Here is a 22,547-nt window from a genome sequence, read left to right as displayed (position 1 = left end):
TGGATCGGCCGGTCGCCGCTGTTGGCCACTTTCAGGCTGACAGTGCGGCGGCCAGCGTTGAGTTCGATATCGCCGGGCTGGATCTGGTATTCACCGGGAATCATCAATGGGCTCCTTGCAGAATTTTGTAGTAGAGCGCGGTCGGTTTGTAGTGGCCGTTCGGGTCGCAGGCGTAGTCGGGGATTTGCCCCGCACGGGTGTAACCCAGCGCCTTGTAGAAGTCTTCAGCGGGTGAACCCGCCTCGGTGTCGAGGTAGAGCATGCCGCGCTTGTGCTGGAGCGCAGCCTGTTCCAGCGCGCTCATCAACTGTTGGCCCAGACCCCGCCGACGCGCGTGTTCACGAACCAGCAGTTTTTGCACCTCGGCGCGGTTCAAGCCATTGGCTTTCTGGCACAGGGTCAGTTGCACGCTGGCTTCCACTTGTTCGTCGCGAACCACCACCCACAGCAGCACATTGCCCTTGTTCAGGTTCTCCTGAACCTCATCGAAATAGGCGCGCGCCTGTGTGGCATCCAGAGTGGACAGGAAGCCGACGCTGGCGCCATACCCCACGGCATCGAGCAACAAATCGATCAAGCCCTGGCGATAGTGCGCAAAGCTTTCAACATTCACGCGGCGCAGTTGGGCGGCGTTCATCAGCGATTACTCCTGGTGGGCGACTGGCGGCTCCGCGCCGGGATTGAGGGTCAGTTGCATGAAGGTCAGGTCCAGCCAGCGACCGAACTTGGTGCCCACCTGGGGCATTTGCCCGGTGGTGATGAAACCGGCGCGCTCATGCAGTCGAATGGAAGCGGCGTTACCGCTTTCGATAGCGGCGACCATCACGTGCTTGTCGCAGCCTTTGGCGCGTTCGATCAGCACGGTCATCAGTTGCGGACCGAGGCCGTTGCCGCGCTGGTCGCTGCGCACGTACACCGAGTGCTCGACGGTGTGGCGAAACCCGTCGAACGGCCGCCAGTCTCCAAATGATGCGTAACCGAGCACACTGTTCTCAGCGTCGACGATCACCAGAATCGGGTACCCCTGAACTTTCCGGGCACTGAACCAGGCCTGGCGGTTAGTGAGGTCGACGGCCTGTTCGTTCCAGATCGCGGTGGTGTTGAGCACGGCGTCGTTGTAGATGTCGCGGATCGCCGGCAGATCGGCCTGTACCGCTTCGCGAATGTGGTAAGTCATGACGGGGCCTCAGGCGATAGGTTGGTGGACGGTGACCAGTTTGGTGCCGTCGGGGAACGTCGCTTCAACCTGAATTTCCGGGATCATTTCCGGGATACCTTCCATCACTTGTTCGCGGGTTAGCAGGGTCGTGCCGAAGTGCATCAAGTCGGCCACGGTCTGGCCGTCACGCGCGCCTTCGAGCAGCGCCGCGGAAATGTAGGCCATGGCTTCCGGGTAATTGAGTTTCACGCCGCGCGCCAAACGCCGCTCGGCCACGAGGCCGGCGGTGAAAATCAGCAGCTTGTCTTTTTCGCGTGGTGTCAGGTCCATCGTTGGAATCCATTGTTGGCAGAATGAAAATCTAATGTCTTGCATCCTCTTGTAGGAGCTGTCGAGTGAAACGAGGCTGCGATCTTTTGATCCTGATCTTCAGCTGCATCGATACAAGATCGCAGCCTCGTTTCACTCGACAGCTCCTACAGAGATAGGTGTTCAGGTGTTCCATATTCTCGGTGGGACCGCTTCCCGGCCAAGCAACGTAGGCCTGAGCAGTCGCCACAATTCAATCAACCAGCCGCGCGCCAACAACGCTTCACTGGCCAGGCACCGAGCCACCAACAGCCCCGGCAATTGGGTCAAATCCCCGCGCACGTCATTGGGCAGCGAGCGACAGGTTTCCAGCAACGGGCTATCAATCTCGCCGGTCACCAGCAACGTCGCAAACACCGGTTGCCCGTCCAGACCAATCGGCGAATCCAGCAAGCCGTCATTCCCGACAATGCGCTGGCGTTCGTGCCATAGCAACTGGCCGTCGCGGCGGATATCCAGATGCGCCTGAAAATGTCCAAGATCAAAGCGCTCGCCACAGGCCGGCCGGCCCAGCGCCACAACGTCCCAATAGAACAACCGCGCATCGCCTTCCAGCTCAATCGAGGTGCTCAGTTCGGCTTGGGCATCGCTGAAGATAATCGTCTCTTGCGGCAACCATTCCAGTGTCGCGCCAGCAGCCACGTTCAGATCCAGTTTCTGAAAGGCCGGGCCCGCCGCGCGATACCACTTGGCCGCGCCGGGGCTGGTGATTTGCGCCCAGGCGTTGGTGCCGACGCTGGCCGAAATGTCCAGCCGATCCCCGCCAGCGATACCGCCCGGCGGGTGAACGATGATGTGCTGGCACACCTCGGGGCCTTCGGCATACAGGTGCTTTTGCACCCGCAGCGGGCCTTTGTGGCGGCGCTGGATCGGGCGTGTGCTGTCGCCGAAACGGGCGTAGCCCAGCTCCAGCTCGGCGTGCCAGCTGGGGGTAAACAGGGCAGTTGGGACAGGTAAATTCATGGTTTCCAGTTTTCGTCGTGACGCTACAGATTAGATCGTTACCAATCCACGCACACCTTCGGCTTCCATGTTTTCACCGCGACCCTGCTGCACGATCTCGCCCCGGGACATCACCAGGTATTGATCGGCGAGTTCGGCAGCGAAATCGTAGAACTGCTCCACCAGCAAAATCGCCATGTCGCCACGGGCTGCGAGCTTCTTGATCACGGCGCCGATTTCCTTGATCACCGACGGCTGGATGCCCTCAGTGGGTTCGTCGAGGATCAGCAGGCGAGGACGGCTGGCCAGCGCACGACCAATCGCCAATTGCTGCTGTTGGCCACCCGACAAGTCACCGCCTCGCCGCTGCTTCATTTGCAGCAGCACCGGGAACAGCTCGTAGATGAACGCCGGGACTTCCTTGGCTTCGGAGCCTGGGAAGCGTGACAGGCCCATCAGCAGGTTTTCTTCCACGGTCAACCGGCCGAAGATTTCCCGACCCTGCGGCACGTAAGCGATCCCGGCATGCACGCGCTGATGCGGCTTGAACGCGGTGATCGGTTTGCCTTCCCAGTTCACCGCGCCTTCTTTGGCCGGTAGCAAACCCATCAGGCATTTGAGCAGCGTGGTCTTGCCCACACCGTTGCGCCCGAGCAGGCAGGTGACTTCACCGACTTTTACCTCGAACGTCAGGCCGCGCAGGATGTGGCTACCGCCGTAGTACTGATGCAGCTTGTCGACTTGCAGCATTCTCAAACTCTCCTCAATGATCGTTCCCACGCTCTGCGTGGGAACGATCAATCCCACCGAATCAGCGACCGAGGTACACCTCGATGACCCGCTCGTTGTCCTGCACTTGTTCCAGCGACCCTTCGGCCAGTACGCTGCCCTGGTGCAGCACGGTGACATGGTCGGCAATCGACCCCACAAACCCCATGTCGTGTTCCACCACCATCAATGAATGCTTGCCGGCCAGACTTTTGAACAGCTCGGCGGTGAATTCGGTTTCGGCGTCGGTCATGCCCGCTACTGGCTCGTCGAGCAGCAGCAATTGCGGGTCTTGCATCAGCAGCATACCGATCTCCAGAAACTGCTTCTGGCCGTGAGACAGCAGGCCTGCCGGGCGATTGACCGAAGTAGTCAAGCGAATGGTTTCCAGCACTTCAGTAATGCGATCTTTCTGCTCACCACTCAAACGCGCGCGCAGGCTGGCCCACACCGACTTGTCGGTTTTCTGCGCCAGTTCGAGATTCTCAAACACACTCAAGGCTTCGAACACTGTCGGCTTCTGGAACTTGCGACCGATCCCGGCCTGGGCAATCTGCACTTCGCTCATCTGCGTCAGGTCGAGGGTTTCACCGAACCAGGCCTTGCCGTGACTGGGGCGGGTCTTGCCGGTGATCACGTCCATCAGCGTGGTCTTTCCCGCGCCGTTGGGGCCGATGATGCAGCGCAGTTCGCCAACGCCGATGTACAGGTTCAGATTGTTCAGCGCCCGGAAGCCGTCGAAGCTGACGCTGATGTCTTCCAGAGTCAGGATCGTGCCGTGGCGGGTATCGAGGCCTGGGCTGACGCGTTGGCCGTGGCTGATGGCGTCGCGGCTGGTGCCGGCGTCCTTGTTCGGCTCCACGGGGAAAAAGGCCGGTTCGAGCATGAATTCAGCCGTCGCAGTGACTTTCATTGCTCACCCCTTTTTTTCAGCAAACCGATCACGCCTTTAGGCAGGTACAGGGTCACGACAATGAACAGCGCACCGAGGAAGAACAGCCAATATTCGGGGAACGCCACGGTGAACCAGCTCTTCATGCCGTTGACTACGCCGGCGCCCAACAGTGGGCCGATCAGCGTGCCGCGACCACCAAGAGCCACCCAGACCGCCGCTTCAATGGAGTTGGTCGGCGACATTTCGCTCGGGTTGATAATCCCGACCTGCGGTACGTACAACGCACCGGCCAGGCCGCATAGCACCGCGCTCAACACCCAGACAAACAGCTTGAAGCCGCGCGGGTCGTAGCCGCAGAACATCAGGCGGTTTTCCGCATCGCGTAGGGCCGTCAGCACCCGGCCGAACTTGCTCTGCGCCAGGCGCCAGCCGATGAACAGGCTCGTCACCAGCAACACCACCGTGGCGAAAAACAACACGGCGCGGGTGCCCGGTTCCGTGATGCCGAAACCGAGAATGGTGCGGAAATTGGTGAAGCCGTTATTGCCGCCAAACCCGGTTTCGTTACGGAAGAACAGCAGCATCCCGGCGAAGGTCAGGGCCTGGGTCATGATCGAGAAATACACGCCTTTAATCCGTGAACGGAAGGCGAAGAAGCCGAACACCAGCGCCAGCAATCCCGGCGCCAGGACCACCAGGCACATGGCCCAGAGGAAGCTACTGGTGCCGGTCCAGTACCACGGCAATTCGGTCCACGACAGAAAGGTCATGAACGCCGGCAAGCCATCGCCCGAGGCCTGGCGCATCAGGTACATGCCCATGGCGTAACCGCCGAGGGCGAAGAACAGGCCGTGGCCGAGTGACAGTAAACCGGCGTATCCCCAGACCAGATCCAGCGCCAGGGCGACGATGGCGTAGCAAAGAATCTTGCCCACCAATGTCAGGGTGTACGCCGAGACGTGCAGCGTGCTGTCCGGCGATAACAGCGACAGCAGCGGCAACGCCAGCAGCAGAACGAGGATCACCACACCGACAGCAATCGTGACTTTAGGGCCGGCCTTTTGCGTGGCCGTGAGCATCAGGGGCTGGTTCATCAGTCGATCACCCGTCCTTTCAGTGCGAAGAGGCCTTGCGGACGTTTCTGGATGAACAGAATGATCAGCGCGAGGATCAGGATCTTGCCGAGTACGGCGCCGATCTGCGGTTCAAGAATCTTGTTGGCAATACCGAGGCCGAACGCGGCGAACACGCTACCGGCCAACTGGCCGACACCACCGAGCACCACCACCAGGAACGAGTCGATGATGTAGCTCTGGCCGAGGTCCGGGCCGACGTTGCCGATCTGGCTCAGCGCCACGCCACCCAGGCCGGCGATGCCCGAGCCGAGGCCGAAGGCGAGCATGTCCACACGCCCGGTCGGCACACCGCAGCATGCGGCCATGTTGCGGTTCTGGGTGACGGCGCGCACGTTCAAACCCAGGCGGGTCTTGTTCAGCAGCAGCCAGGTCAGCACCACCACAAACAGCGCAAAGGCGATGATCACGATGCGGTTGTACGGCAGCACGAGGTTGGGCAGCACTTGAATCCCACCCGACAACCACTCGGGGTTGGCCACTTCAACGTTCTGCGCACCGAAGACCAGGCGAACCAGCTGAATCAGCATCAAACTGATGCCCCAGGTGGCGAGCAGGGTTTCCAGCGGGCGGCCGTAGAGGTGACGAATCACCGTGCGCTCCAGCGCCATGCCGATGGCGGCGGTGACGAAAAACGCCACCGGCAACGCAATCAACGGGTAGAACTCGATGGCGTTCGGGGCGTAGCGCTGGAACATCAGCTGCACCACATAGGTGGAGTAGGCGCCCAGCATCAGCATCTCGCCGTGGGCCATGTTGATCACGCCGAGCAGGCCAAAGGTGATCGCCAACCCCAGTGCGGCGAGCAGCAGGATCGAACCGAGGGACATGCCGCTGAACGCCTGACCGAGCAACTCGCCGATCAGCAGTTTGCGTTTGACTTGGGCGAGGCTGGTTTCGGCGGCGGTGACCACCATGGCGTCGGCTTCGACGCCCGGTTCCAGCAGGCTTTCGAGACGGGTGCGGGCGAGCGGGTCGCCGGTTTCACCGAGCAGTCGCACTGCGGCGAGGCGCACGGCCGGGGCGGTGTCGACCAGTTGCAGATTGGCCAGGGCTAGGCTGAGCGCGGCATGCACGCTTTCGTCCTCTTCGCTGGCGAGTTGCTGGTCGAGGAATTTCAACTGCGCGGGTTTGGCGCTTTTCTGTAATTGCTGCGCAGCGCTCAGACGGATTTTGGCGTCGGCGGCGAGCAGTTGGTGACTGGCCAGCGCGGTGTCGATCAGACCCCGCAGGCGATTGTTCAGGCGCAGGGTTTTCGGTTGGCCATCGACGGTCAATTCGCCTTGTTGCAGGCCGTTGATCAGTTCGATGCGGGCCGGGTCAGGCTGCGCGGCCCAGGACTCCAGCAGTTTGGCTTGCTGCACAGGGTTTGCGGCGACGAAGTCTTCGGTGTCGCTGGCAAATGTAGCCATTGGCAGCAACAGCGCAATGGCGAGAATCAGACGATAAAGGGCGGAGGGCATAGGTAGTCGCCTTGACACGGACATTGTGGGAGCGAGCCTGCTCGCGAAAGCGGTGTGCCAGACGACATCAATGTTGACTGACACTCCCTCTTCGCGAGCAGGCTCGCTTCCACAGGGGATTGTGTCGGGCCGGCCAACTGCGTCAGGCCCGACATCCAGTGGCTTAGTTGCTCTTCACCGCATATTCCGGCTTCTTGTCGTTGCCCTGAATGAACGGGCTCCACGGCTGGGCGCGGATCGGTCCTTCGGTCTGCCATACCACGTTGAACTGACCGTCGGCCTGGATTTCGCCGATCATCACCGGCTTGTGCAGGTGGTGGTTGGTCTTGTCCATGGTCAGCGTGTAACCGGATGGCGCGGCAAAGGTCTGGCCGGCGAGGGCTTCGCGGACTTTGTCGACGTCGGTGGACTTGGCTTTTTCAGCCGCTTGCGCCCACATGTGAATGCCGACGTAGGTGGCTTCCATCGGGTCGTTGGTCACCGCTTTGTCGGCGCCCGGCAGGTTGTGTTTCTTGGCGTAGGCTTTCCAGTCCGCGACGAATTTCTTGTTCGCCGGGTTCTCCACCGATTCAAAGTAGTTCCACGCCGCGAGGTTGCCCACCAGCGGTTTGGTGTCGATACCGCGCAGTTCTTCTTCGCCCACCGAGAACGCCACGACCGGAACGTCGGTGGCCTTCAGGCCCTGGTTGGCCAGCTCTTTATAGAACGGCACGTTGGAGTCGCCGTTGACCGTTGAGATAACCGCTGTCTTGCCACCGGCCGAGAATTTTTTGATGTTGGCGACGATGGTCTGGTAATCGGCGTGGCCGAACGGGGTGTAGACCTCTTCGATGTCCTTGTCCGCCACCCCTTTGGAGTGCAGGAACGAACGCAGGATTTTGTTGGTGGTGCGCGGGTAAACGTAGTCGGTGCCGAGCAGGAAGTAGCGCTTGGCGCTGCCGCCTTCTTCGCTCATCAGGTATTCAACGGCGGGGATCGCTTGCTGGTTCGGCGCGGCGCCGGTGTAGAACACGTTGGGCGACATCTCTTCGCCTTCGTATTGCACCGGGTAGAACAGCAAGCCGTTGAGTTCTTCGAACACCGGCAACACCGATTTGCGCGAAACCGAAGTCCAGCAACCGAACACCACCGCGACCTTGTCCTGCGTCAGTAGCTGACGGCCCTTCTCGGCGAACAGCGGCCAGTTCGACGCCGGGTCCACCACCACCGGCTCCAGCATCTTGCCGTTCACGCCGCCCTTGGCGTTGATCTCATCGATGGTCATCAACGCCATGTCTTTGAGCGATGTTTCGGAGATCGCCATGGTGCCGGACAACGAATGCAGAATACCGACCTTGATGGTTTCGGCGGCCTGGATCGTCCAGGTCATGCCCATCGCGGCAATGCTTGCCGAGAGTGTAAAAGCCTTGATCAAGCTACGACGCTTCATTGTGCGATCTCCATGAACTGATGAGTTTTCTTGGTTGGCAGATGCGGACTACTGAAGGGTGTTTTGCAAGGGCTGTGCCGATTGGCAAAAGTCGCGAAAATGACGGGTTAGAGCGGTTGTGCGATTTTGCGACGCACCATGAAGGGACGAGCTTGGGGCAGTGGTGCGAGGGTGTGCGTCATTGTGGTGCTGCCGCGTGGCGGCAGCGGTGACGCAGAGGGGCTCAGTTGACGCCGGGAAAGGAGTCGACGTACTGGATCTTGAAATCGGGGAAGGAATCGACGATCTGGATTTTGTAATCAGGGAAACTATCGACAGTTTTCCACTTGCCCGGCGAGTCCGGGAAAGAGTCGACCTGCTGCACCTTCAGATCGGGAAAGGAGTCCACCACCTGCACCTTGTAGTCAGGGAAGCTGTCGACGAATTGGATCTTGCCGTAGATCTTCGAGACATCGACGGTGGTATCGGCCCATGCGACGCTGGAGCCGAACACCACCAACGACAGGAAAACTGATTTCAACATGAGGCTGATCCTGTGAGTCGTGATACTTGCAGTGTAGGGAATGTTGAGCCCCTGTGGGAGCGGGCTCAGGTGTTTCTAGGTGGGGACGACGTTATCCACCGCGCGGTTCACGGCCAGTTCCGCCAGCATGATGACCTGCTGAATCGCTATCGCTTTATGCCGTTGCGGGCCGATCAACTCGGCGGCGAAATCGCTGGTCAGGACACTGGCTGATGCCAAGGATTCACAGGCATTGACCAACAGGCTTTCGGTGTCGTTGTTCGGGGCAATCATGAACATGGTGCTGGGGCGGCGGGGTTTTTCGGTGTATTGGGGCGCAGGATCGAGGTAGTAGTCGAGGGCGCGCTTGATGGCGTCGCGGTCTCTGAGCAGGTCTTCGTCGCGAGATGTTTCGGGATCGGGGGTGGTGGTGTCGATGGGTGGGTCTGGAACAATCTTCTTATTCATCTTGGGGTCTACTCAATTGAGGCCACCACTTAATCGTTCTCACACGATGAAGGGGTGGCAGCTATGTGCGGAGTGAGAAACCGGTGACCCCAAATCCGGCCGGACCGAAGTCCGCCCGCACACAGCCGCCATAGACATTGCTGGCAGCGGATAAGCCGGCGGCAATTATGGTGGTACTGATGTTGGATTAACAGGGGCTACCGGGTTCTCACGCCCGATCACTGATGTGCAGTGACAGCCCCAGACTAGACAGCCTACGTCCGACGAACAACCTGAAAAAGTCGTGGGAAACGTCCGGTCATTTCGCATCCAGATAAACACACATAAACAACCCCGGAATCCCCAACAACCCCGGAATCCCCACCCCCCCTGTGGGAGCGAGCCTGCTCGCGATGCTGGTGGCACATACAGCATCTATGTGACTGGACATACCGCTATCGCGAGCAGGCTCGCTCCCACAGGGTTTGTGATTACTCAGGATGAAGATGAGGCCGATTCAGTCTGTCGACTGAAACGCGACAACAGCACCCGATCCAGCACCCAGACCACCACCATGGAAGCCCCCACCAGCGGGAATATCACGGCCAGGGCGAGCATGATGACCGTCGCGGTTTTCCATTTCGGCAGGTCGTGGCGCAGTGGCGGCACACCGAATTTGCCCTGTGGCCGACGCTTCCACCAGATCACCACGCCGCTGACGGCGCTGAGCAGGATCATCAGGCAAATCAGCAGCACGATGATCTGGTTGACCACACCGAACATTTTGCCTTCATGCAGCATCACGCCGATTTCGGTGGCACGGGCGACGGTGCCGTATTGTTCGAAACGCACATCGGCCAGGACATCGCCGGTGTATTGATCGACATGCAGCGTGGCGTCGTTGCGCGGGTCGTCGGCGAATACGGCGATGGTGAACACGCCCGTCGCGGTTTTCGGGAAGGTGATGCTGTAACCCGGCTCGACCTTGCGTTGCACGGCGATGTTTTGCACGTCTTGCAGGCTGATGGTCGGGGCTGCGGGGCCAGCCTGCGCGCCGTCGTGGGCCATGTGTTCGGCGTGGTCGCCGCCGGACATTGGCATCAGCGTGTTTTCCATCGCCCAAGGCACGGTCTGTTGCGTGGCGGTGTTGAGGCTGCGGGCCTGTTCATCGGATTTGGGCACGTTGTCCCACATGGCGGCCGGGAACACGTTCCACACGCCGGCGTATTGCGCGCCCCAGAACCCGGTCCAGGTCATGCCGCTGAGCAACATCACCAACAGCAACGACGCACCCCAAAACCCGGTCACGGCGTGCAGGTCACGCCACAACACGCGACCGCGACTGGTCAGGCGCGGCCACAAAATGCCCGCCGCCTGGCCGCGCGGCCACCACAGGAACACCCCGGACACCACCAGCACGATGCCCCAGCCGGCGGCCATTTCGATCAATCGGTCACCGACGGTGCCGATCATCAGCTCGCCGTGAATCGACCGCGCAACCGCTTGCAGATTCATCTTGGCGTCTTGCTCGCCGAGGATGTCACCCTGGTAGGGATCGATGAATACGTTGAGTTCTGTATCGCCATTGACCACGACAAATTGCGCGCTGCGCTCGGCGTTGACCGGTGGCAGGTACTGCTTGATGGTGGCTTGTGGATACGCTTCTTTGACCCGCTTGAGCAGGTCGTCGGCGGGCACGGTGTGGTGGCCGGCAGGGACGTTCAGCAGGCTGCCGTACATCAACGGATCGAGTTGTGGTTTGAACAGGTAAATGATGCCGGTCAGGGCCAGCATCACCATGAAGGGCGCCACGAACAGACCAGCATAAAAATGCCAACGCCAGGCCAGGTTGTAGAAATTCGGTTTGGGCTGTTTCATTGGTTGTGCTCCACTTGGCGATTCAATTGTTTGTAAAAGATCGCAGCCTCGTTTCACTCGACAGCTCCTACAGGGTGTAAGCGTACCCATGCAGGAACCTGCGATCCTTTGCTTTTTTTTTTAGAAACTCATGTCCACCTTGGTCCAGAGCGTTCGCCCCGGTTCTTTAATGGCTTGCGGGTTTTGGGCCGGATAGCCAAAACCGGCGTTGCCGGCCAGGTTCAAGTGCTCGGCGTAGGCCTTGCCGAACAGGTTGTCGACGCCGGTGCTGACCCTCCAGTGCTGGTCGATCCGGTAGGCACCGTTAAGCGAAAACACACCGAAGCCCGGGGTTTTGTCGAAGTCTTTGCCGACGACGTTGCCCTTGTTCAGATCGATGCGGTTTTGCGCGGCGACTACCCGCCACAACGCCCCGGCACTCCAGTTGTCTTCGCTGTAGGTGAGGCCGAAACGCGCGTCCAGTGGCGGCATTTGCGGCAGTGGGTTGCCGTCGCTGCTGTTCTTGCCCCAGGCGTAGGCGAGGGTTGCGTCGGCTTTCCAGTGGTTGGTCAACCGGTAGGCCGCACCGAGTTCGCCGCCCATGATGTCGGCGTCGATGTTTTGTGCCTGGGAGAGGGTGCCCGCCGGGGTCGGGATGTAGTTGAACAGGATGTAGTCGTGCACTTTTCCGACGTAACCCGAGGCCCAGGCATCGAGGTCTTCGGTCCGGTATTGCAGGCCGAAATCGAGCTGGGTGGTTTTCTCGGGCTTGATCGAATCGAAGGCATTCAACGAACCGGCGGGGCCGCTCTTGGGTGAAAACAGCTCCCAGTAATCCGGGAATCGTTCGGTGTGACCGAGGCCTGCGTAGAGGGTAGCCGGGCTGTCGGTCAGGTCATGCTCGTAACGGACGAAGCCGCTTGGCAGGGTGTCGGTGCGGGTGTCGTCGGCGGTCGGGTTGGGGCGTTTCGTCATCCCTGAACCGATGGTTTGCCGGTAATCCTTGGCAGAGGCGCGGTCCAGGCGCGCGCCGGTAATCAGCCGGTCACGGTCGGCGGCGTACCAGGTCAGTTCGCTGAAGACGCCGTAGTTGTGGAAGTCGGCGTCCTCGGTGTACGGCAGGTCCTTGTAGGTATTGATGCCCGCACTGCCGCGTTGGCGGTGTTCGCTGGTTTGCACGTCGATGCCGCTGATCAGCTGCACGACGGCCCAGCGCCAGGTGCCTTTGACCCGGCCGCCGACGGTCCGACGGTCGACGTTCGACGCCCTCGGGCCGGACATCATCCCGCTGCCGGACGGCGTGCGCAGGGTGTAGTTGTCCATCACGTGGTCGGCGTAGTTGTAGTAGAGCTGGCCTTCGATCTTGTCCAGCATGTCGCCGACATTGGATTTTTCGAAGCGCAGGCCGAGGCTTTCACGCAGGAATTGCGAGCCGTCCATGCCGCGCCCGGCGTAACGTGCTTCACCATCACTTTTACCGGCGGTCAGTTCCAGCAGGGTGTCGGTGTCCGGGGTCCAGCCGAGCGCGACGTCGCCGTTCCACTTGTCGTAGCGCGAGGGCACGATGTCGTTGTTGCCATCGCGGTAGTCGTCGGCATGCGCGGTGTTGCCGATTACCCGCACGTAGCCCAGCGGCCCACCGGCAGCGGTGTCCACCAGTTTGTCGAAGCGGCCGTTGGAGCCGGCCAGCATGCTGGCATTCACCCGGGTGCCGAGTTCGCCAAAACTCTCCGGTTCCCGGTCGAAGAGGATGGTCCCGGCGGACGCACCCGGCCCCCACAGTACGGTTTGCGGGCCTTTGATCACGGTGAGTTTGTCGTAGGTTTCTGGCGACAGGTAGGAGGTTGGCGCATCCATCCGACCGGGGCAGGCGCCCAATAATTGGCCACCGTTGGTGAGGATGTTCATGCGCGAGCCGAACATGCCGCGCAGCACCGGGTCGCCGTTGGTGCCGCCGTTACGCACGAGGGCGAAGCCGGGGATGGTTTTCAAATAGTCGCCACCGTCACTGGCCGGCACCGGTTGGCGCGGATCCTTGGGGTTGGTGACGATGGTCAGCGGCGAGCTGGGAGCGATCGCGGTGATGACCGTCGGGCTCAGCTCTTCGCTGTGGCCGGCCTGTTCATGGGCCAACGCCATCGGCGTCAACAGGGCGCCACACAGGAATGCGGTGGCGTGCCTGAATCGAACACTGGGTTCGTTCTGGGCAAAAGTAGCTTGGGCAGGGCTCAAGCGTGAGTCAGCAGAAAACCTGGACATGACAATTTCCATCGAACGGCATAAACGACACGGCCGGCAGCCGGGGGCTGGATTCTTGGCCGTGTGAGATCAGAGGTGAGTGTTTACGCGACGATGGGCGGGGCGCGGGTTCGGGCGCCGGGGAAGAAGGGTTGCCGGGCGTAGCCCAGGCGGGGGGAAGGGGGGGAGAACCTGTTGGCGGGCGGGGTGTTGAAGGTTGTGAACGAAACACCGCCGGTCAGCGCCGGGCAATTGAACAGCAGGCTGCAATAGCCGCATTTTTCCCAGAGCGCGTGATGCGAGGTTTCGGGCGGGCAGTGTTCTGCGGCGGGTTGCGCGCCGTGGTCGGCGTGCTCCATGGCCGACATGTCCATGCTCATGTCCATCGACATGGTCATGGCAGAGGCGCGTTGATCCATCGGCATCGACTGGGAAATCAGCGGGCCGATAAAGATCATCAACATGGCGAACAGGCTGATCCAGCTGCCGCGCGTCAGGCTCAATGACTGACGACGTGACGCGGATGACCTGACGCTAAGCGGGCGCATGGCGGCTTCTGCTCAGTCGATTACTGGGCGTGAGCGTGCATCTGCGGGTTTTCCGACGGTTTCTTTTGCACGGCGACTTCAACCGTCACATCGCCGGCCTTCTCGAAATGCATCGTCAGCGGGAAGTGTTTGCCGTCGCTCAACAGGCTGCGATCCTTCAGTCCCAGCAGCATCACGTGATAGGCCATCGGCGCAAACGTTACTGTGCCGCCAGCGGGAATCTCGACGCTCGGCACGTGTTGCATCTTCATCAGATCGTTCTGCATGACGTGCTCGTGCAGTTGCGCCTCACCGGAAATCGGCGAATCGACACTGAGCAAGCGGTCAGCGGATTTGCCGCTGTTGTGAATCACGAAATAGGCGGCAACGGTTGGCGCATTGGGCGGCAACTCCTGCGACCACGGGTGGGTGATTTCCAACTCACCGACTGTGTAGTCTTGGGCATTGGCAAAGCAGGCAGGCAGCAGCAACGCAGCCAAAACGATGAGTTTGTTCAACATGACAATTCTCCGGAACGATTCAAAACGCAGTTCAATTGCGAGAAGGAATCAGACCAGAGGGGACGCGCGGGGGTTGAGGCTTGGCCATTGCTGGCGCGGTGTGGGGGTGTCGAGTGTGGCGGCAGGCAGGCTTCGATTGCTCTCGAACTGCGCGAAATACAGCTGCGGCTCATGCCCTGGCAGCGCCACCAAAGGAGCGGAACCCGAGCAACACCAGCAGTGCTGCATGTTGGAATGATCGTCGCCCTGTGGTGCTTTCTGTTCGATATCCCCCAGGGAAATCGCCACCATCTTGGTGCCGCTGGAGGTGCAGTAACTGCCCCACAACAATTGCTCGGCGGGCGATTTCGCCGACTGCGCCATCGCATTGCTCATCGGCATGGCGAGCATGTTGAACAGCACTGCGAAGCAGGCGATCCAGGCGATTGCAAGCCGATGTCGGGACATGGGACTAATCCGGTGGGTGGGCGATCAAGCGCGGCTATTTAGCCTGATCAGGGCCGATAAGTAAAAAAGCGGCGTGCGGTGTGGTGTCGCAGTGCCACGCTTTCATAAACTTCATGATAGTCGCGAATTTCAGATTGCCAGTGCCGTCCAGCTGAGGTCGAGTACTTTTTTGTAGCAGCTGCCGAAGGCTGCGTCCGGCTGCGCAGCAGGCGTAAACCCTGCATCCACGGTTAATCTGAAAGATCGGGGTGCCTGATTTTACGACTGCTTCGCAGCCGGACGCAGGCTTCGCCAGCTGCTACAGGTTATGTGGTGTTTTTGATGGCAGGGCTGCCAGCAGGTCCGCCACCGTACTGAACTCACGATCAACCTGTGGTAACACAGGCCTGCGCAAAACAATCACCGGCACCCCGCGCTCCCGCGCCACTTCCAGCTTCGGCTCGGTCGCCGTGCTGCCGCTGTTCTTGCTGATCAGCACATCAATCTGCCGACGCTCAAACAGTTCACGCTCATCCTCGATGACAAACGGCCCCCGCGCGCCGATGACTTCGCAACGGTCGTTGCCGGGGTAAACGTCCAGCGCGCGCAAGGTCCAGAATTGCTCTGGCGGGATTTCGTGCAGGTGCTGCAACGGTTCGCGGCCGAGGGTGAACAAGGGGCGATGGAAGGGTTTCAGGGTTTCGATCAGTTCGGCCCAATCGCCGACTTCGCGCCAGTCATCCCCAGCCTGAGGTTGCCAGGCGGGTCGGCGGAGCGCCCAGCAGGCAATGCCGGTCAACTGCGCGGCGGAGGCGGCGTTGTGGCTGATTTGGGCGGCGTAAGGGTGGGTCGCATCCAGCAGCAGATCAATCCCTTCGTCGCGAATGAATTGCGCCAGACCTTCTGCACCGCCATAACCACCGACGCGCACCCGGCAGGTCAAATCGGTCGGCACGCGACCCACGCCGGCGAGGCTGTAGATGTGTTCAGGCCCAAGGGCTCGAGCGATGGCCAAGGCTTCCGTAACGCCACCGAGCAGCAAAATGCGCTTCATTGAAAAGCTCCCGCATGGCCGACGATCCCGCCCTGACGATCAATAGCGAACACTTCAACCTGAACCTGCGCCGGCACCACGCTGCGGGCAAACTCCAGGGCGTGTTGACACACCGCATCACCCAGCGCGATACCCGCAGCGGCCGCCATCGCCAAAGCCTGCTGGCTGGTATTGGCTTCGCGAATAGCCTGTTGCAGTGCTTCATCAGCGCCGACCGCCGCCGCCCATTGGGCCAGTTGCGGCAGGTCAATGCTCGAATGCCGACTGTGCAAATCCATGTGTCCGGCCGCCAGTTTGCTGATCTTGCCGAAGCCGCCGCACAGGCTGAGTTTATCCACAGGCACTTTGCGCAGGTGTTTGAGCACGGCGCCGACGAAGTCGCCCATTTCGATCAGAGCGATTTCCGGCAAGTCATAGACCCGGCGCATGGTGTCTTCGCTGGCGTTGCCGGTGCAGGCGGCGATGTGCAGGTAGCCGTTGGTTTTGGCAACGTCGATGCCTTGATGGATCGAGGCGATGTAGGCCGCGCAGGAAAACGGCCGGACGATACCGCTGGTGCCGAGAATCGACAGTCCGCCGAGAATCCCCAGGCGCGGGTTCATTGTTTTCAGCGCCAGGGCTTCGCCGTCCTCGACGTTGACGGTGACTTCGAAGCCGCCGTTGTAGCTGAGCTCCTTAGCCAGCAACGTCAGGTGATCGGTGATCATTTTGCGCGGCACCGGGTTGATCGCCGGTTCGCCGACGCCCAGCACCAAACCGGGGCGCGTCACCGTGCCGACACCGCGCCCGGCCTTGAAACGAATGCCCGGTTCGGCGCTCAGGCGCACTTGTGTGTACAGCAGGGCGCCGTGGGTCACGTCAGGGTCATCGCCGGCGTCCTTGAGGGTCCCGGCTTCGGCGCCGTCGTCGGTCAGGCGACAAAACTCCAGGCGCATCTGCACCTGCTTGCCCTTGGGCAACACGATCTCGACCGCGTCCGCACTCATCCCGGCCAACAACAGCCGGGCCGCCGCCAGACTGGTGGCGGTGGCGCAACTGCCTGTGGTCAGACCGCTGCGCAGCGGGGCGGGTTGTTCGGCGGTTTCGTCACGCATCGTGGGGCTTCGTCACGTCCAGCAAGGTGATGGGCAAAGCCTGGCGCCAAGTGTCGAACTCACCCAGCGGTTGGGCCTGAGCGATGTGGATGCGGGTCAGTTCACCGCCATGCTGTTCGCGCCAGGCCATCAGGGTCATTTCACTTTGCAGCGTGACCGCGTTGGCTATCAGTCGGCCGCCGGGTTTGAGTTGCGCCCAGCAGGTGTCGAGCACGCCTTCGCGGGTGACGCCGCCACCGATGAAAATCGCGTCCGGGCGTTCGAGCCCGGTCAGGGCCTGTGGCGCGTTGCCGCGAATCAGTTGCAGGCCGGGAACACCGAGGGCGTCGCGGTTGTGTTCGATTAGCAACTGCCGGCCGCCATCGGCTTCGATGGCCAGTGCACGGCAGCTGGGGTGGGCGCGCATCCATTCGATACCGATCGAGCCGCTGCCGGCGCCGACGTCCCACAGCAATTCACCGGGAATCGGAGCGAGGCGGGCGAGGGTGATGGCGCGCACGTCGCGCTTGGTCAGTTGGCCGTCGTGCTTGAAGGCGGAGTCCGGCAGCCCGGCCAGTCGCGAAAGGCGCGGCGTGTTCGGTTCGGCGATGCACTCGATGGCGGTCAGGTTCAGATCGGCAACTGTCGGATCATTCCAGTCGTTGGCAATGCTATCGATCCGGCGTTCGGCGGCACCGTCCAAATGTTCCAGCACGCTCAGGCGGCTTGGCCCAAAACCGCTTTCGCGCAGCAGTGCGGCAATCGCGGCCGGGCTTTGACCGTCGTTGCTCAGCACCAGCAGACGCACGCCGCTGAACAACTGCGCATTGAGGGCGGCGATCGGCCGGGCAACCACTGACAGCGTGACCACCTCATGCAACGGCCAGCCCATTCGTGCTGCCGCGAGGGAGCAGGAGGAGGGTGCTGGCAGGATCTGCATTTCATTCGCGGGCACTTGCCGCGCCAGGCTGGCGCCCACGCCGAAGAACATCGGATCGCCGCTGGCCAGTACGCACACTGGCTCACCGCGACGGGCCAACATTGACTCCAGGGAAAACGGACTCGGCCACAATTGGCGCTCGCCACGGATGCACACCGGTAGCAAATCCAGTTGGCGCTGGCCGCCAATGATCCGCGAAGCGCGCAACAACGCGTGTCGGGCGTTTCTGCCCAGGCCCTTGAAGCCGTCTTCACCGATTCCCACTACTGTCAGCCAGGGTGACATCTGCAGTCCTTAAAAATAGTCCTCAACCGGACGGTTCCGACGGGCAGGCTTTTCATGCCGCCTGACAAAGCAGGCATAATACCGCGCCTTCGCCCGCGAAGCGCCTTTCCCACACAGCCGGTCGCCCCCTTGAACGAACGCCCGATGTCCACTGCCTTACGCCCCTCGGCTTGCCCGGGGTTGCTACGTATTGTTCAGGCGCTGGATGGTGGTATCTGTCGGATCAAGTTGAATGGCGGTGCGATCAGTGCCGATCAGGCCGAAGCGGTTGCGGAAGCGGCCGAACGGTTTGCCGGCGGCGTGATCGAGGCGACCAACCGCGCCAACCTGCAAATTCGCGGGATCGGCAGCGAACACGGGGCATTGGTCGACAGCCTGATGGCGGCCGGGCTCGGCCCGAGCAGCGTCGCTGGTGATGATGTGCGCAACCTGATGCTCAGCCCGAGCGCCGGGATTGACCGGCAGAGGCTGCTCGACACGCGCCCGTTGGCCGGGCAGATTCTCGCCACGCTGCAATGCGATGCACGCATGCACGACCTCAGCGCCAAATTTGCCGTGCAACTGGATGGCGGCGAAGGTTTGGCAATGCTCGAACATCCCCACGACCTGTGGCTTTCAGCGGTTGAGCGAGACGGCGAACAACGTTGGGCCTTCGGTCTGGCCGGGTGTCCGACAGACATACCCGCTGGTTCGGTGTCGCTGGATCAAGGCCATGCGCTGGTGGTCGCCGTACTGGAGTTGTTTCTTGAGTTGGCGCGGCCCGACCAGACGCGCATGCGTCATCTGCTCGCCGACAGTTCGCTCGACCGGTTTCTCGCTCGACTGGCCGAACGTGTGCCGCTGATAGCCATAGAGGACTGGCAGCGCAAGACAGGTTCGAATGTCTTGCACATCGGCGCCCATCCGCAACGTGACGCCGAACGTGCGTACATCGGCGCAGTGCCACCGCTGGGTCGTCTCGATCCCTCGATGCTGCGGGGTGTCGCACAACTGGCGCGGCAGCAGGGCGACGGCAGCCTGCGTTTTACACCTTGGCAAAGCCTGTTGCTGCCCGGTGTTCAAGCCGACCATGCAGCTCAAGTTATCCACAGCCTCGAACAACTCGGCCTGCGCTGCTCGGCCGATGATGCCTTGGCACAACTGATCGCCTGCACCGGCTCCAGCGGTTGTGGCAAAGGCTTGGCCGACACCAAGGGCGATGCCCGGAATCTGGCGGCGCTGCTGCAACGTCAGGGTCCTGCGCTGAACGTTCACCTGTCAGGTTGCTCGCGTTCTTGCGCCGCTGCGCACATCGCGCCGATCACTTTGCTGGCGGTTTCTGCCGGCCACTACGACCTCTATTTTCGCGATGCAGCACAGCCCGGTTTCGGCGCGCTGCACGCACGCAATCTTACTATTGAAGCGGTCGCAGCCTTGCTCGACGACCGTTCACGGAGCTCCCTAGATGCTTGATTACATCCGCGACGGTCAGGAGATCTATCGCAACTCCTTCGCGATCATCCGCGCCGAGGCCAACCTGGCGCGCATCCCCGCCGATCTGGAAAAACTCGCGGTGCGGGTGATTCACGCCTGCGGCATGGTCGATGCCATCGACGGCCTGCAGTTTTCCGAAGGCGCGGGCAAGGCCGGGCGCGAGGCGCTGGCCGCCGGTGCGCCGATTCTGTGCGATGCGCGGATGGTCAGCGAAGGCGTCACGCGTACGCGCTTGCCCGCCAACAACGAAGTCATTTGCACACTGCGCGATGACAGCGTCCCGGACCTGGCTCGTGAGTTGGGCAACACCCGTTCCGCCGCCGCGCTGGAACTGTGGCGCCCGCACCTGGAAGGCAGCGTGGTGGTGATCGGCAACGCGCCGACCGCACTGTTTTATCTGCTGGAAATGCTCGACGCCGGTGCGCCGAAACCGGCCCTGATCCTCGGCTTCCCTGTGGGCTTCGTCGGCGCCGCTGAATCCAAGGCCGCGCTCGCCGCCGACAGTCGCGGTGTGCCGTTTGTGATCATGCAAGGCCGGCTGGGTGGTAGCGCCATGGCTGCCGCCGCTGTTAATGCCCTCGCCACGGAGATTGAATGATGCAGCAACCTGGACGCTTGATCGGCCTGGGCGTCGGCCCCGGTGATCCGGAACTGATAACCGTCAAAGCCCTGCGCCTGTTGCGCGAATCGCCGGTGGTGGCGTACTTCGTCGCCAAGGGCAAAAAGGGCAACGCCTTCGGCATCATCGAAGCGCATTTGCAGGACGCGCAAACGCTGCTGCCGCTGGTGTACCCGGTGACCACCGAAGCACTGCCGGCGCCGCTTTCCTATGAGCAAGTGATCAGCGATTTCTACGATGCGGCTGGCGAAGAACTCGCCGCGCATCTGGACGCGGGTCGTGATGTGGCGGTGATCTGCGAAGGCGATCCGTTTTTCTACGGCTCTTACATGTACCTGCATGATCGTCTGGCCGAACGCTATGAAGCCGAAGTCGTGCCGGGCGTGTGCTCGATGCTGGGTGGCGCTTCGGTGCTGGGTGCGCCGTTGGTGTACCGCAATCAGAGTTTGTCGGTGCTGTCCGGCGTGCTTCCTCATGACGACCTCAAGCGTCGGCTGGCCGATGCGGATGCGGCGGTGATCATGAAGCTGGGGCGCAATTTCCCCAAGGTCCGTCAGGTGCTGGAAGAACTTGGTCTGGCGGAACGTGCGCTGTACGTCGAGCGCGCGACCATGGCCAACCAGAAAATCGTCCCGCTCAATGAGGTCGAGCCGATGTCCTCGCCGTACTTCTCGTTGATCATCGTTCCCGGTGAAAGGTGGCAAGGCTGATGGCCCGTCCAGTTCCGGCGATTGTCATTCTGGGCAACGGCAGCCTCGCGACCGCACGCAAGATTCAGCAGGTCTACCCCGGCGCGTTGATCCACGGCCTGGCTGAACGGGTTGAAGGTGCAGACCGTGTGTATCACGAGTTCGGCGCAACCTTGCGTGAGTTTTATCAACAGGACACGCCGATCATCGCTTTGTGCGCGGCCGGGATCGTGATCCGCACACTGGCGCCGTTGTTGCTGGAGAAAGGCGCCGAGCCGCCGGTACTGGCCGTGGCCGAAGACGGCAGCGCCGTGGTGCCGCTGCTCGGCGGGCTGGGTGGCGTGAATGTCATGGCTCGGGAGATTGCGGCCGGTCTTGAGGTCGCAGCGGCGATTACTACCAGTGGTGAGTTGCGTTTTGGTACCTGCTTGCTCAACCCGCCGAGTGGTTATGCGCTCGGTGATCTGGAGTTGGGTAAACGCTTTGTCTCGGATTTACTCGCCGGTCACAGCGTGCGGATCGAAGGGGCTGCACCGTGGCTGGCGCACGCCCAGTTGCCGGAGGATCCGCAGGCGCAGTTGTCGATTCACGTCGGCAGTGCCGCGCGCACGCCAGCGGCCAATGAGTTGATGATTTATCCGCGCAGTGTGTTGGTGGCGGTGAATGCTGATGTGGCGGATCTGCCGAACTCAATTCGCGCGGCGCTGCATCAGGCGAACATCGCCGTGCAATCGGTGGCTTGCCTGTTGGCCAGTGATCAGCACATGGCCAATGCGGCGTTGCGTGAAGCGGCGCTTGAGTTGGGCGTGCCTTTGCGATTTGCGTCGACCGCCGGCGGAGCCGGTGAGGTGGTCCGTGAGGCGCTGCCGAACGCCTCCATCCTTTCGACTGACAAGGACATTGCCATCGCGGTAGCCAGCGAACCGCTGGAGCCTGCGCGAATCGGTCGCCCGCGCGGTCGTCTGGCGGTAATCGGCCTGGGCCCTGGCGCTGCCGAATTGATGGTGCCAGCGGTCAAGACCGAACTGGCGCGCGCCAATGATGTACTCGGCTACGAAACCTACGTGCGCATGGCCGGGCCGTTCCGCGACGATCAGGTGCTGCACTGCACGGACAATCGCGAGGAAATGCAGCGCGCTCGCCATGCGTTCGAACTGGCGGCCCAAGGGCGCTCGGTGGTGGTCGTATCGTCCGGCGATCCCGGCGTGTTCGCCATGGCGGCGGCGGTGCTTGAAGCGCTACACGAATCGAATGAGCCAACGTGGCACAGCGTTGATCTGGAGATTCTCCCGGGCGTTTCTGCTTCCCTGGCAACCGCCGCTCAGGCCGGTGCGCCGTTGGGGCACGACTTCTGCGTGATGTCCCTGTCGGACAACCTCAAGCCTTGGGCAATCATCGAGAAACGCCTGGATCTGGCGTCTCAGGCTGACTTGGCGCTTGCGTTCTACAACCCGATCTCGCGTTCACGTCCCTGGCAGTTGGGGCGGGCACTGGAGATTGTCGCGCAACACCGCACCGCAGAAACGCCCGTGGTGCTGGGGCGGGACATTGGGCGCCCGGGTCAGACCTTGCGCGTCACCACGCTGGGGCAGTTGACCCCGGATCAGGTGGACATGCGCACCATGGTGTTGATCGGCTCCAGCACCACCTGTGTGTTCCCGCGTGCCGAGGGTGGCAAGTGGGTGTATACGCCGCGCTGGTATGGCGACAAGCCAACTTCCTGATAGTCAGCGGCCTC

At 61.6% G+C, this 22,547-nt stretch carries 24 protein-coding genes; 4 read left to right on the top strand and 20 right to left on the bottom strand.

Annotated elements, in window-relative coordinates:
* The 20 genes from PMI22_RS17430 to PMI22_RS17525 form a co-directional block, all read right to left on the bottom strand.
* The coding region (locus tag PMI22_RS17430; protein WP_007945253.1) for an urease subunit beta at window positions 1–104 on the bottom strand (104 nt) is incomplete at its 3' end.
* A complete protein-coding gene (locus PMI22_RS17435) occupies window positions 104–637 on the bottom strand; it encodes a GNAT family N-acetyltransferase (protein ID WP_007945252.1) in 534 nt (177 codons plus the stop codon). The genes PMI22_RS17430 and PMI22_RS17435, both read right to left, overlap by 1 nt.
* Before the next feature lie 6 nt (window positions 638–643).
* Complete coding sequence (locus PMI22_RS17440; protein ID WP_007945251.1) at window positions 644–1,177, bottom strand: GNAT family N-acetyltransferase; 534 nt, start codon at window positions 1,175–1,177, stop codon at window positions 644–646.
* Between the two features lie 9 nt (window positions 1,178–1,186).
* Window positions 1,187–1,489: an urease subunit gamma gene (locus PMI22_RS17445; protein WP_007945249.1), complete on the bottom strand. Its 303-nt coding sequence runs from the start codon at window positions 1,487–1,489 to the stop codon at window positions 1,187–1,189.
* Window positions 1,490–1,651: 162 nt separating this feature from the next.
* Window positions 1,652–2,491, bottom strand: a complete 840-nt coding sequence (locus PMI22_RS17450) for an urease accessory protein UreD (protein ID WP_007945248.1) — start codon at window positions 2,489–2,491, stop codon at window positions 1,652–1,654.
* 30 nt (window positions 2,492–2,521) lie between these two features.
* Window positions 2,522–3,220 carry an urea ABC transporter ATP-binding subunit UrtE gene (gene urtE, locus PMI22_RS17455; RefSeq protein WP_007945247.1) on the bottom strand — a complete coding sequence of 233 codons (699 nt, stop codon included), beginning with the start codon at window positions 3,218–3,220 and terminating at the stop codon, window positions 2,522–2,524.
* 61 nt (window positions 3,221–3,281) lie between these two features.
* Window positions 3,282–4,151, bottom strand: a complete 870-nt coding sequence (gene urtD / locus PMI22_RS17460) for an urea ABC transporter ATP-binding protein UrtD (RefSeq protein ID WP_007945245.1) — start codon at window positions 4,149–4,151, stop codon at window positions 3,282–3,284.
* On the bottom strand, window positions 4,148–5,227 hold the full coding sequence (gene urtC, locus PMI22_RS17465; RefSeq protein WP_007945244.1) for an urea ABC transporter permease subunit UrtC: 1,080 nt from the start codon (window positions 5,225–5,227) through the stop codon (window positions 4,148–4,150). Before urtC ends, urtD begins: the two co-directional genes overlap by 4 nt.
* Complete coding sequence (gene urtB / locus PMI22_RS17470) at window positions 5,227–6,729, bottom strand: urea ABC transporter permease subunit UrtB (protein WP_007945243.1); 1,503 nt, start codon at window positions 6,727–6,729, stop codon at window positions 5,227–5,229. The genes urtC and urtB overlap by 1 nt, the downstream gene beginning before the upstream one ends.
* A 163-nt stretch (window positions 6,730–6,892) precedes the next feature.
* Window positions 6,893–8,158, bottom strand: a complete 1,266-nt coding sequence (gene urtA / locus PMI22_RS17475) for an urea ABC transporter substrate-binding protein (RefSeq protein ID WP_007945241.1) — start codon at window positions 8,156–8,158, stop codon at window positions 6,893–6,895.
* A gap of 223 nt (window positions 8,159–8,381) precedes the next feature.
* A complete protein-coding gene (locus PMI22_RS17480) occupies window positions 8,382–8,681 on the bottom strand; it encodes a hypothetical protein (protein ID WP_007945240.1) in 300 nt (99 codons plus the stop codon).
* A gap of 75 nt (window positions 8,682–8,756) precedes the next feature.
* A complete protein-coding gene (locus PMI22_RS17485; RefSeq protein ID WP_007945239.1) occupies window positions 8,757–9,128 on the bottom strand; it encodes a DUF6124 family protein in 372 nt (123 codons plus the stop codon).
* A 474-nt stretch (window positions 9,129–9,602) separates the two neighbouring features.
* Entirely contained in the window at window positions 9,603–10,985 is a 1,383-nt protein-coding gene (locus tag PMI22_RS17490; RefSeq protein WP_007945237.1) for a PepSY-associated TM helix domain-containing protein, read from the bottom strand.
* A gap of 120 nt (window positions 10,986–11,105) precedes the next feature.
* Window positions 11,106–13,223 (bottom strand): TonB-dependent copper receptor, encoded by a 2,118-nt coding sequence (locus PMI22_RS17495; protein WP_007945236.1) that lies wholly within the window; start codon window positions 13,221–13,223, stop codon window positions 11,106–11,108.
* 83 nt (window positions 13,224–13,306) lie between these two features.
* A complete protein-coding gene (locus tag PMI22_RS17500; protein ID WP_007945235.1) occupies window positions 13,307–13,750 on the bottom strand; it encodes a DUF2946 domain-containing protein in 444 nt (147 codons plus the stop codon).
* Window positions 13,751–13,770: 20 nt separating this feature from the next.
* Window positions 13,771–14,250, bottom strand: coding sequence for a copper chaperone PCu(A)C (locus PMI22_RS17505; protein WP_007945234.1), 480 nt, complete (start codon window positions 14,248–14,250; stop codon window positions 13,771–13,773).
* A gap of 48 nt (window positions 14,251–14,298) precedes the next feature.
* Window positions 14,299–14,697 (bottom strand): DUF2946 domain-containing protein, encoded by a 399-nt coding sequence (locus tag PMI22_RS17510; protein WP_007945233.1) that lies wholly within the window; start codon window positions 14,695–14,697, stop codon window positions 14,299–14,301.
* 298 nt (window positions 14,698–14,995) lie between these two features.
* Window positions 14,996–15,730, bottom strand: coding sequence for a cobalt-precorrin-6A reductase (locus PMI22_RS17515; RefSeq protein ID WP_007945232.1), 735 nt, complete (start codon window positions 15,728–15,730; stop codon window positions 14,996–14,998).
* Window positions 15,727–16,824, bottom strand: a complete 1,098-nt coding sequence (locus PMI22_RS17520) for a cobalt-precorrin-5B (C(1))-methyltransferase (protein WP_007945231.1) — start codon at window positions 16,822–16,824, stop codon at window positions 15,727–15,729. The genes PMI22_RS17515 and PMI22_RS17520 overlap by 4 nt, the downstream gene beginning before the upstream one ends.
* On the bottom strand, window positions 16,817–18,028 hold the full coding sequence (locus PMI22_RS17525; protein WP_007945229.1) for a bifunctional cobalt-precorrin-7 (C(5))-methyltransferase/cobalt-precorrin-6B (C(15))-methyltransferase: 1,212 nt from the start codon (window positions 18,026–18,028) through the stop codon (window positions 16,817–16,819). The genes PMI22_RS17520 and PMI22_RS17525 overlap by 8 nt, the downstream gene beginning before the upstream one ends.
* 144 nt (window positions 18,029–18,172) lie before the next feature.
* Between PMI22_RS17525 and cobG the strand changes: the two genes are divergently transcribed.
* The 4 genes from cobG to cobJ are packed head-to-tail and all read left to right on the top strand — an operon-like array spanning window position 18,173 to window position 22,533.
* On the top strand, window positions 18,173–19,480 hold the full coding sequence (cobG, locus tag PMI22_RS17530) for a precorrin-3B synthase (protein ID WP_033049176.1): 1,308 nt from the start codon (window positions 18,173–18,175) through the stop codon (window positions 19,478–19,480).
* The gene (locus PMI22_RS17535) at window positions 19,473–20,099 is read left to right on the top strand and encodes a precorrin-8X methylmutase (RefSeq protein ID WP_007945227.1); all 627 of its coding nucleotides are present in this window, start codon (window positions 19,473–19,475) and stop codon (window positions 20,097–20,099) included. Before cobG ends, PMI22_RS17535 begins: the two co-directional genes overlap by 8 nt.
* On the top strand, window positions 20,099–20,830 hold the full coding sequence (locus PMI22_RS17540) for a precorrin-2 C(20)-methyltransferase (protein ID WP_033049173.1): 732 nt from the start codon (window positions 20,099–20,101) through the stop codon (window positions 20,828–20,830). Before PMI22_RS17535 ends, PMI22_RS17540 begins: the two co-directional genes overlap by 1 nt.
* Window positions 20,830–22,533, top strand: coding sequence for a precorrin-3B C(17)-methyltransferase (gene cobJ, locus PMI22_RS17545; RefSeq protein ID WP_007945225.1), 1,704 nt, complete (start codon window positions 20,830–20,832; stop codon window positions 22,531–22,533). Before PMI22_RS17540 ends, cobJ begins: the two co-directional genes overlap by 1 nt.
* Window positions 22,534–22,547 lie beyond the last annotated feature (14 nt).

Origin of the sequence: Pseudomonas sp. GM21 (assembly GCF_000282215.1) — a bacterium.
Lineage (GTDB): Bacteria > Pseudomonadota > Gammaproteobacteria > Pseudomonadales > Pseudomonadaceae > Aquipseudomonas.
The sequence above is the reverse complement of the archived record's forward strand: the minus strand, read 5'-3'. Positions and strand labels throughout refer to the sequence as shown.

Bases quoted from the DNA above. Each gene is read 5' to 3' on its own strand.
- PMI22_RS17435 (WP_007945252.1), bottom strand. From the start codon at position 637: ATGAACGCCGCCCAACTGCGCCGCGTGAATGTTGAAAGCTTTGCGCAC.
- PMI22_RS17440 (WP_007945251.1), bottom strand. From the start codon at position 1,177: ATGACTTACCACATTCGCGAAGCGGTACAGGCCGATCTGCCGGCGATC.
- PMI22_RS17445 (WP_007945249.1), bottom strand. From the start codon at position 1,489: ATGGACCTGACACCACGCGAAAAAGACAAGCTGCTGATTTTCACCGCC.
- PMI22_RS17450 (WP_007945248.1), bottom strand. From the start codon at position 2,491: ATGAATTTACCTGTCCCAACTGCCCTGTTTACCCCCAGCTGGCACGCC.
- urtE (WP_007945247.1), bottom strand. From the start codon at position 3,220: ATGCTGCAAGTCGACAAGCTGCATCAGTACTACGGCGGTAGCCACATC.
- urtD (WP_007945245.1), bottom strand. From the start codon at position 4,151: ATGAAAGTCACTGCGACGGCTGAATTCATGCTCGAACCGGCCTTTTTC.
- urtC (WP_007945244.1), bottom strand. From the start codon at position 5,227: ATGAACCAGCCCCTGATGCTCACGGCCACGCAAAAGGCCGGCCCTAAA.
- urtB (WP_007945243.1), bottom strand. From the start codon at position 6,729: ATGCCCTCCGCCCTTTATCGTCTGATTCTCGCCATTGCGCTGTTGCTG.
- urtA (WP_007945241.1), bottom strand. From the start codon at position 8,158: ATGAAGCGTCGTAGCTTGATCAAGGCTTTTACACTCTCGGCAAGCATT.
- PMI22_RS17480 (WP_007945240.1), bottom strand. From the start codon at position 8,681: ATGTTGAAATCAGTTTTCCTGTCGTTGGTGGTGTTCGGCTCCAGCGTC.
- PMI22_RS17485 (WP_007945239.1), bottom strand. From the start codon at position 9,128: ATGAATAAGAAGATTGTTCCAGACCCACCCATCGACACCACCACCCCC.
- PMI22_RS17490 (WP_007945237.1), bottom strand. From the start codon at position 10,985: ATGAAACAGCCCAAACCGAATTTCTACAACCTGGCCTGGCGTTGGCAT.
- PMI22_RS17495 (WP_007945236.1), bottom strand. From the start codon at position 13,223: ATGTCCAGGTTTTCTGCTGACTCACGCTTGAGCCCTGCCCAAGCTACT.
- PMI22_RS17500 (WP_007945235.1), bottom strand. From the start codon at position 13,750: ATGCGCCCGCTTAGCGTCAGGTCATCCGCGTCACGTCGTCAGTCATTG.
- PMI22_RS17505 (WP_007945234.1), bottom strand. From the start codon at position 14,250: ATGTTGAACAAACTCATCGTTTTGGCTGCGTTGCTGCTGCCTGCCTGC.
- PMI22_RS17510 (WP_007945233.1), bottom strand. From the start codon at position 14,697: ATGTCCCGACATCGGCTTGCAATCGCCTGGATCGCCTGCTTCGCAGTG.
- PMI22_RS17515 (WP_007945232.1), bottom strand. From the start codon at position 15,730: ATGAAGCGCATTTTGCTGCTCGGTGGCGTTACGGAAGCCTTGGCCATC.
- PMI22_RS17520 (WP_007945231.1), bottom strand. From the start codon at position 16,824: ATGCGTGACGAAACCGCCGAACAACCCGCCCCGCTGCGCAGCGGTCTG.
- PMI22_RS17525 (WP_007945229.1), bottom strand. From the start codon at position 18,028: ATGTCACCCTGGCTGACAGTAGTGGGAATCGGTGAAGACGGCTTCAAG.
- cobG (WP_033049176.1), top strand. From the start codon at position 18,173: ATGTCCACTGCCTTACGCCCCTCGGCTTGCCCGGGGTTGCTACGTATT.
- PMI22_RS17535 (WP_007945227.1), top strand. From the start codon at position 19,473: ATGCTTGATTACATCCGCGACGGTCAGGAGATCTATCGCAACTCCTTC.
- PMI22_RS17540 (WP_033049173.1), top strand. From the start codon at position 20,099: ATGCAGCAACCTGGACGCTTGATCGGCCTGGGCGTCGGCCCCGGTGAT.
- cobJ (WP_007945225.1), top strand. From the start codon at position 20,830: ATGGCCCGTCCAGTTCCGGCGATTGTCATTCTGGGCAACGGCAGCCTC.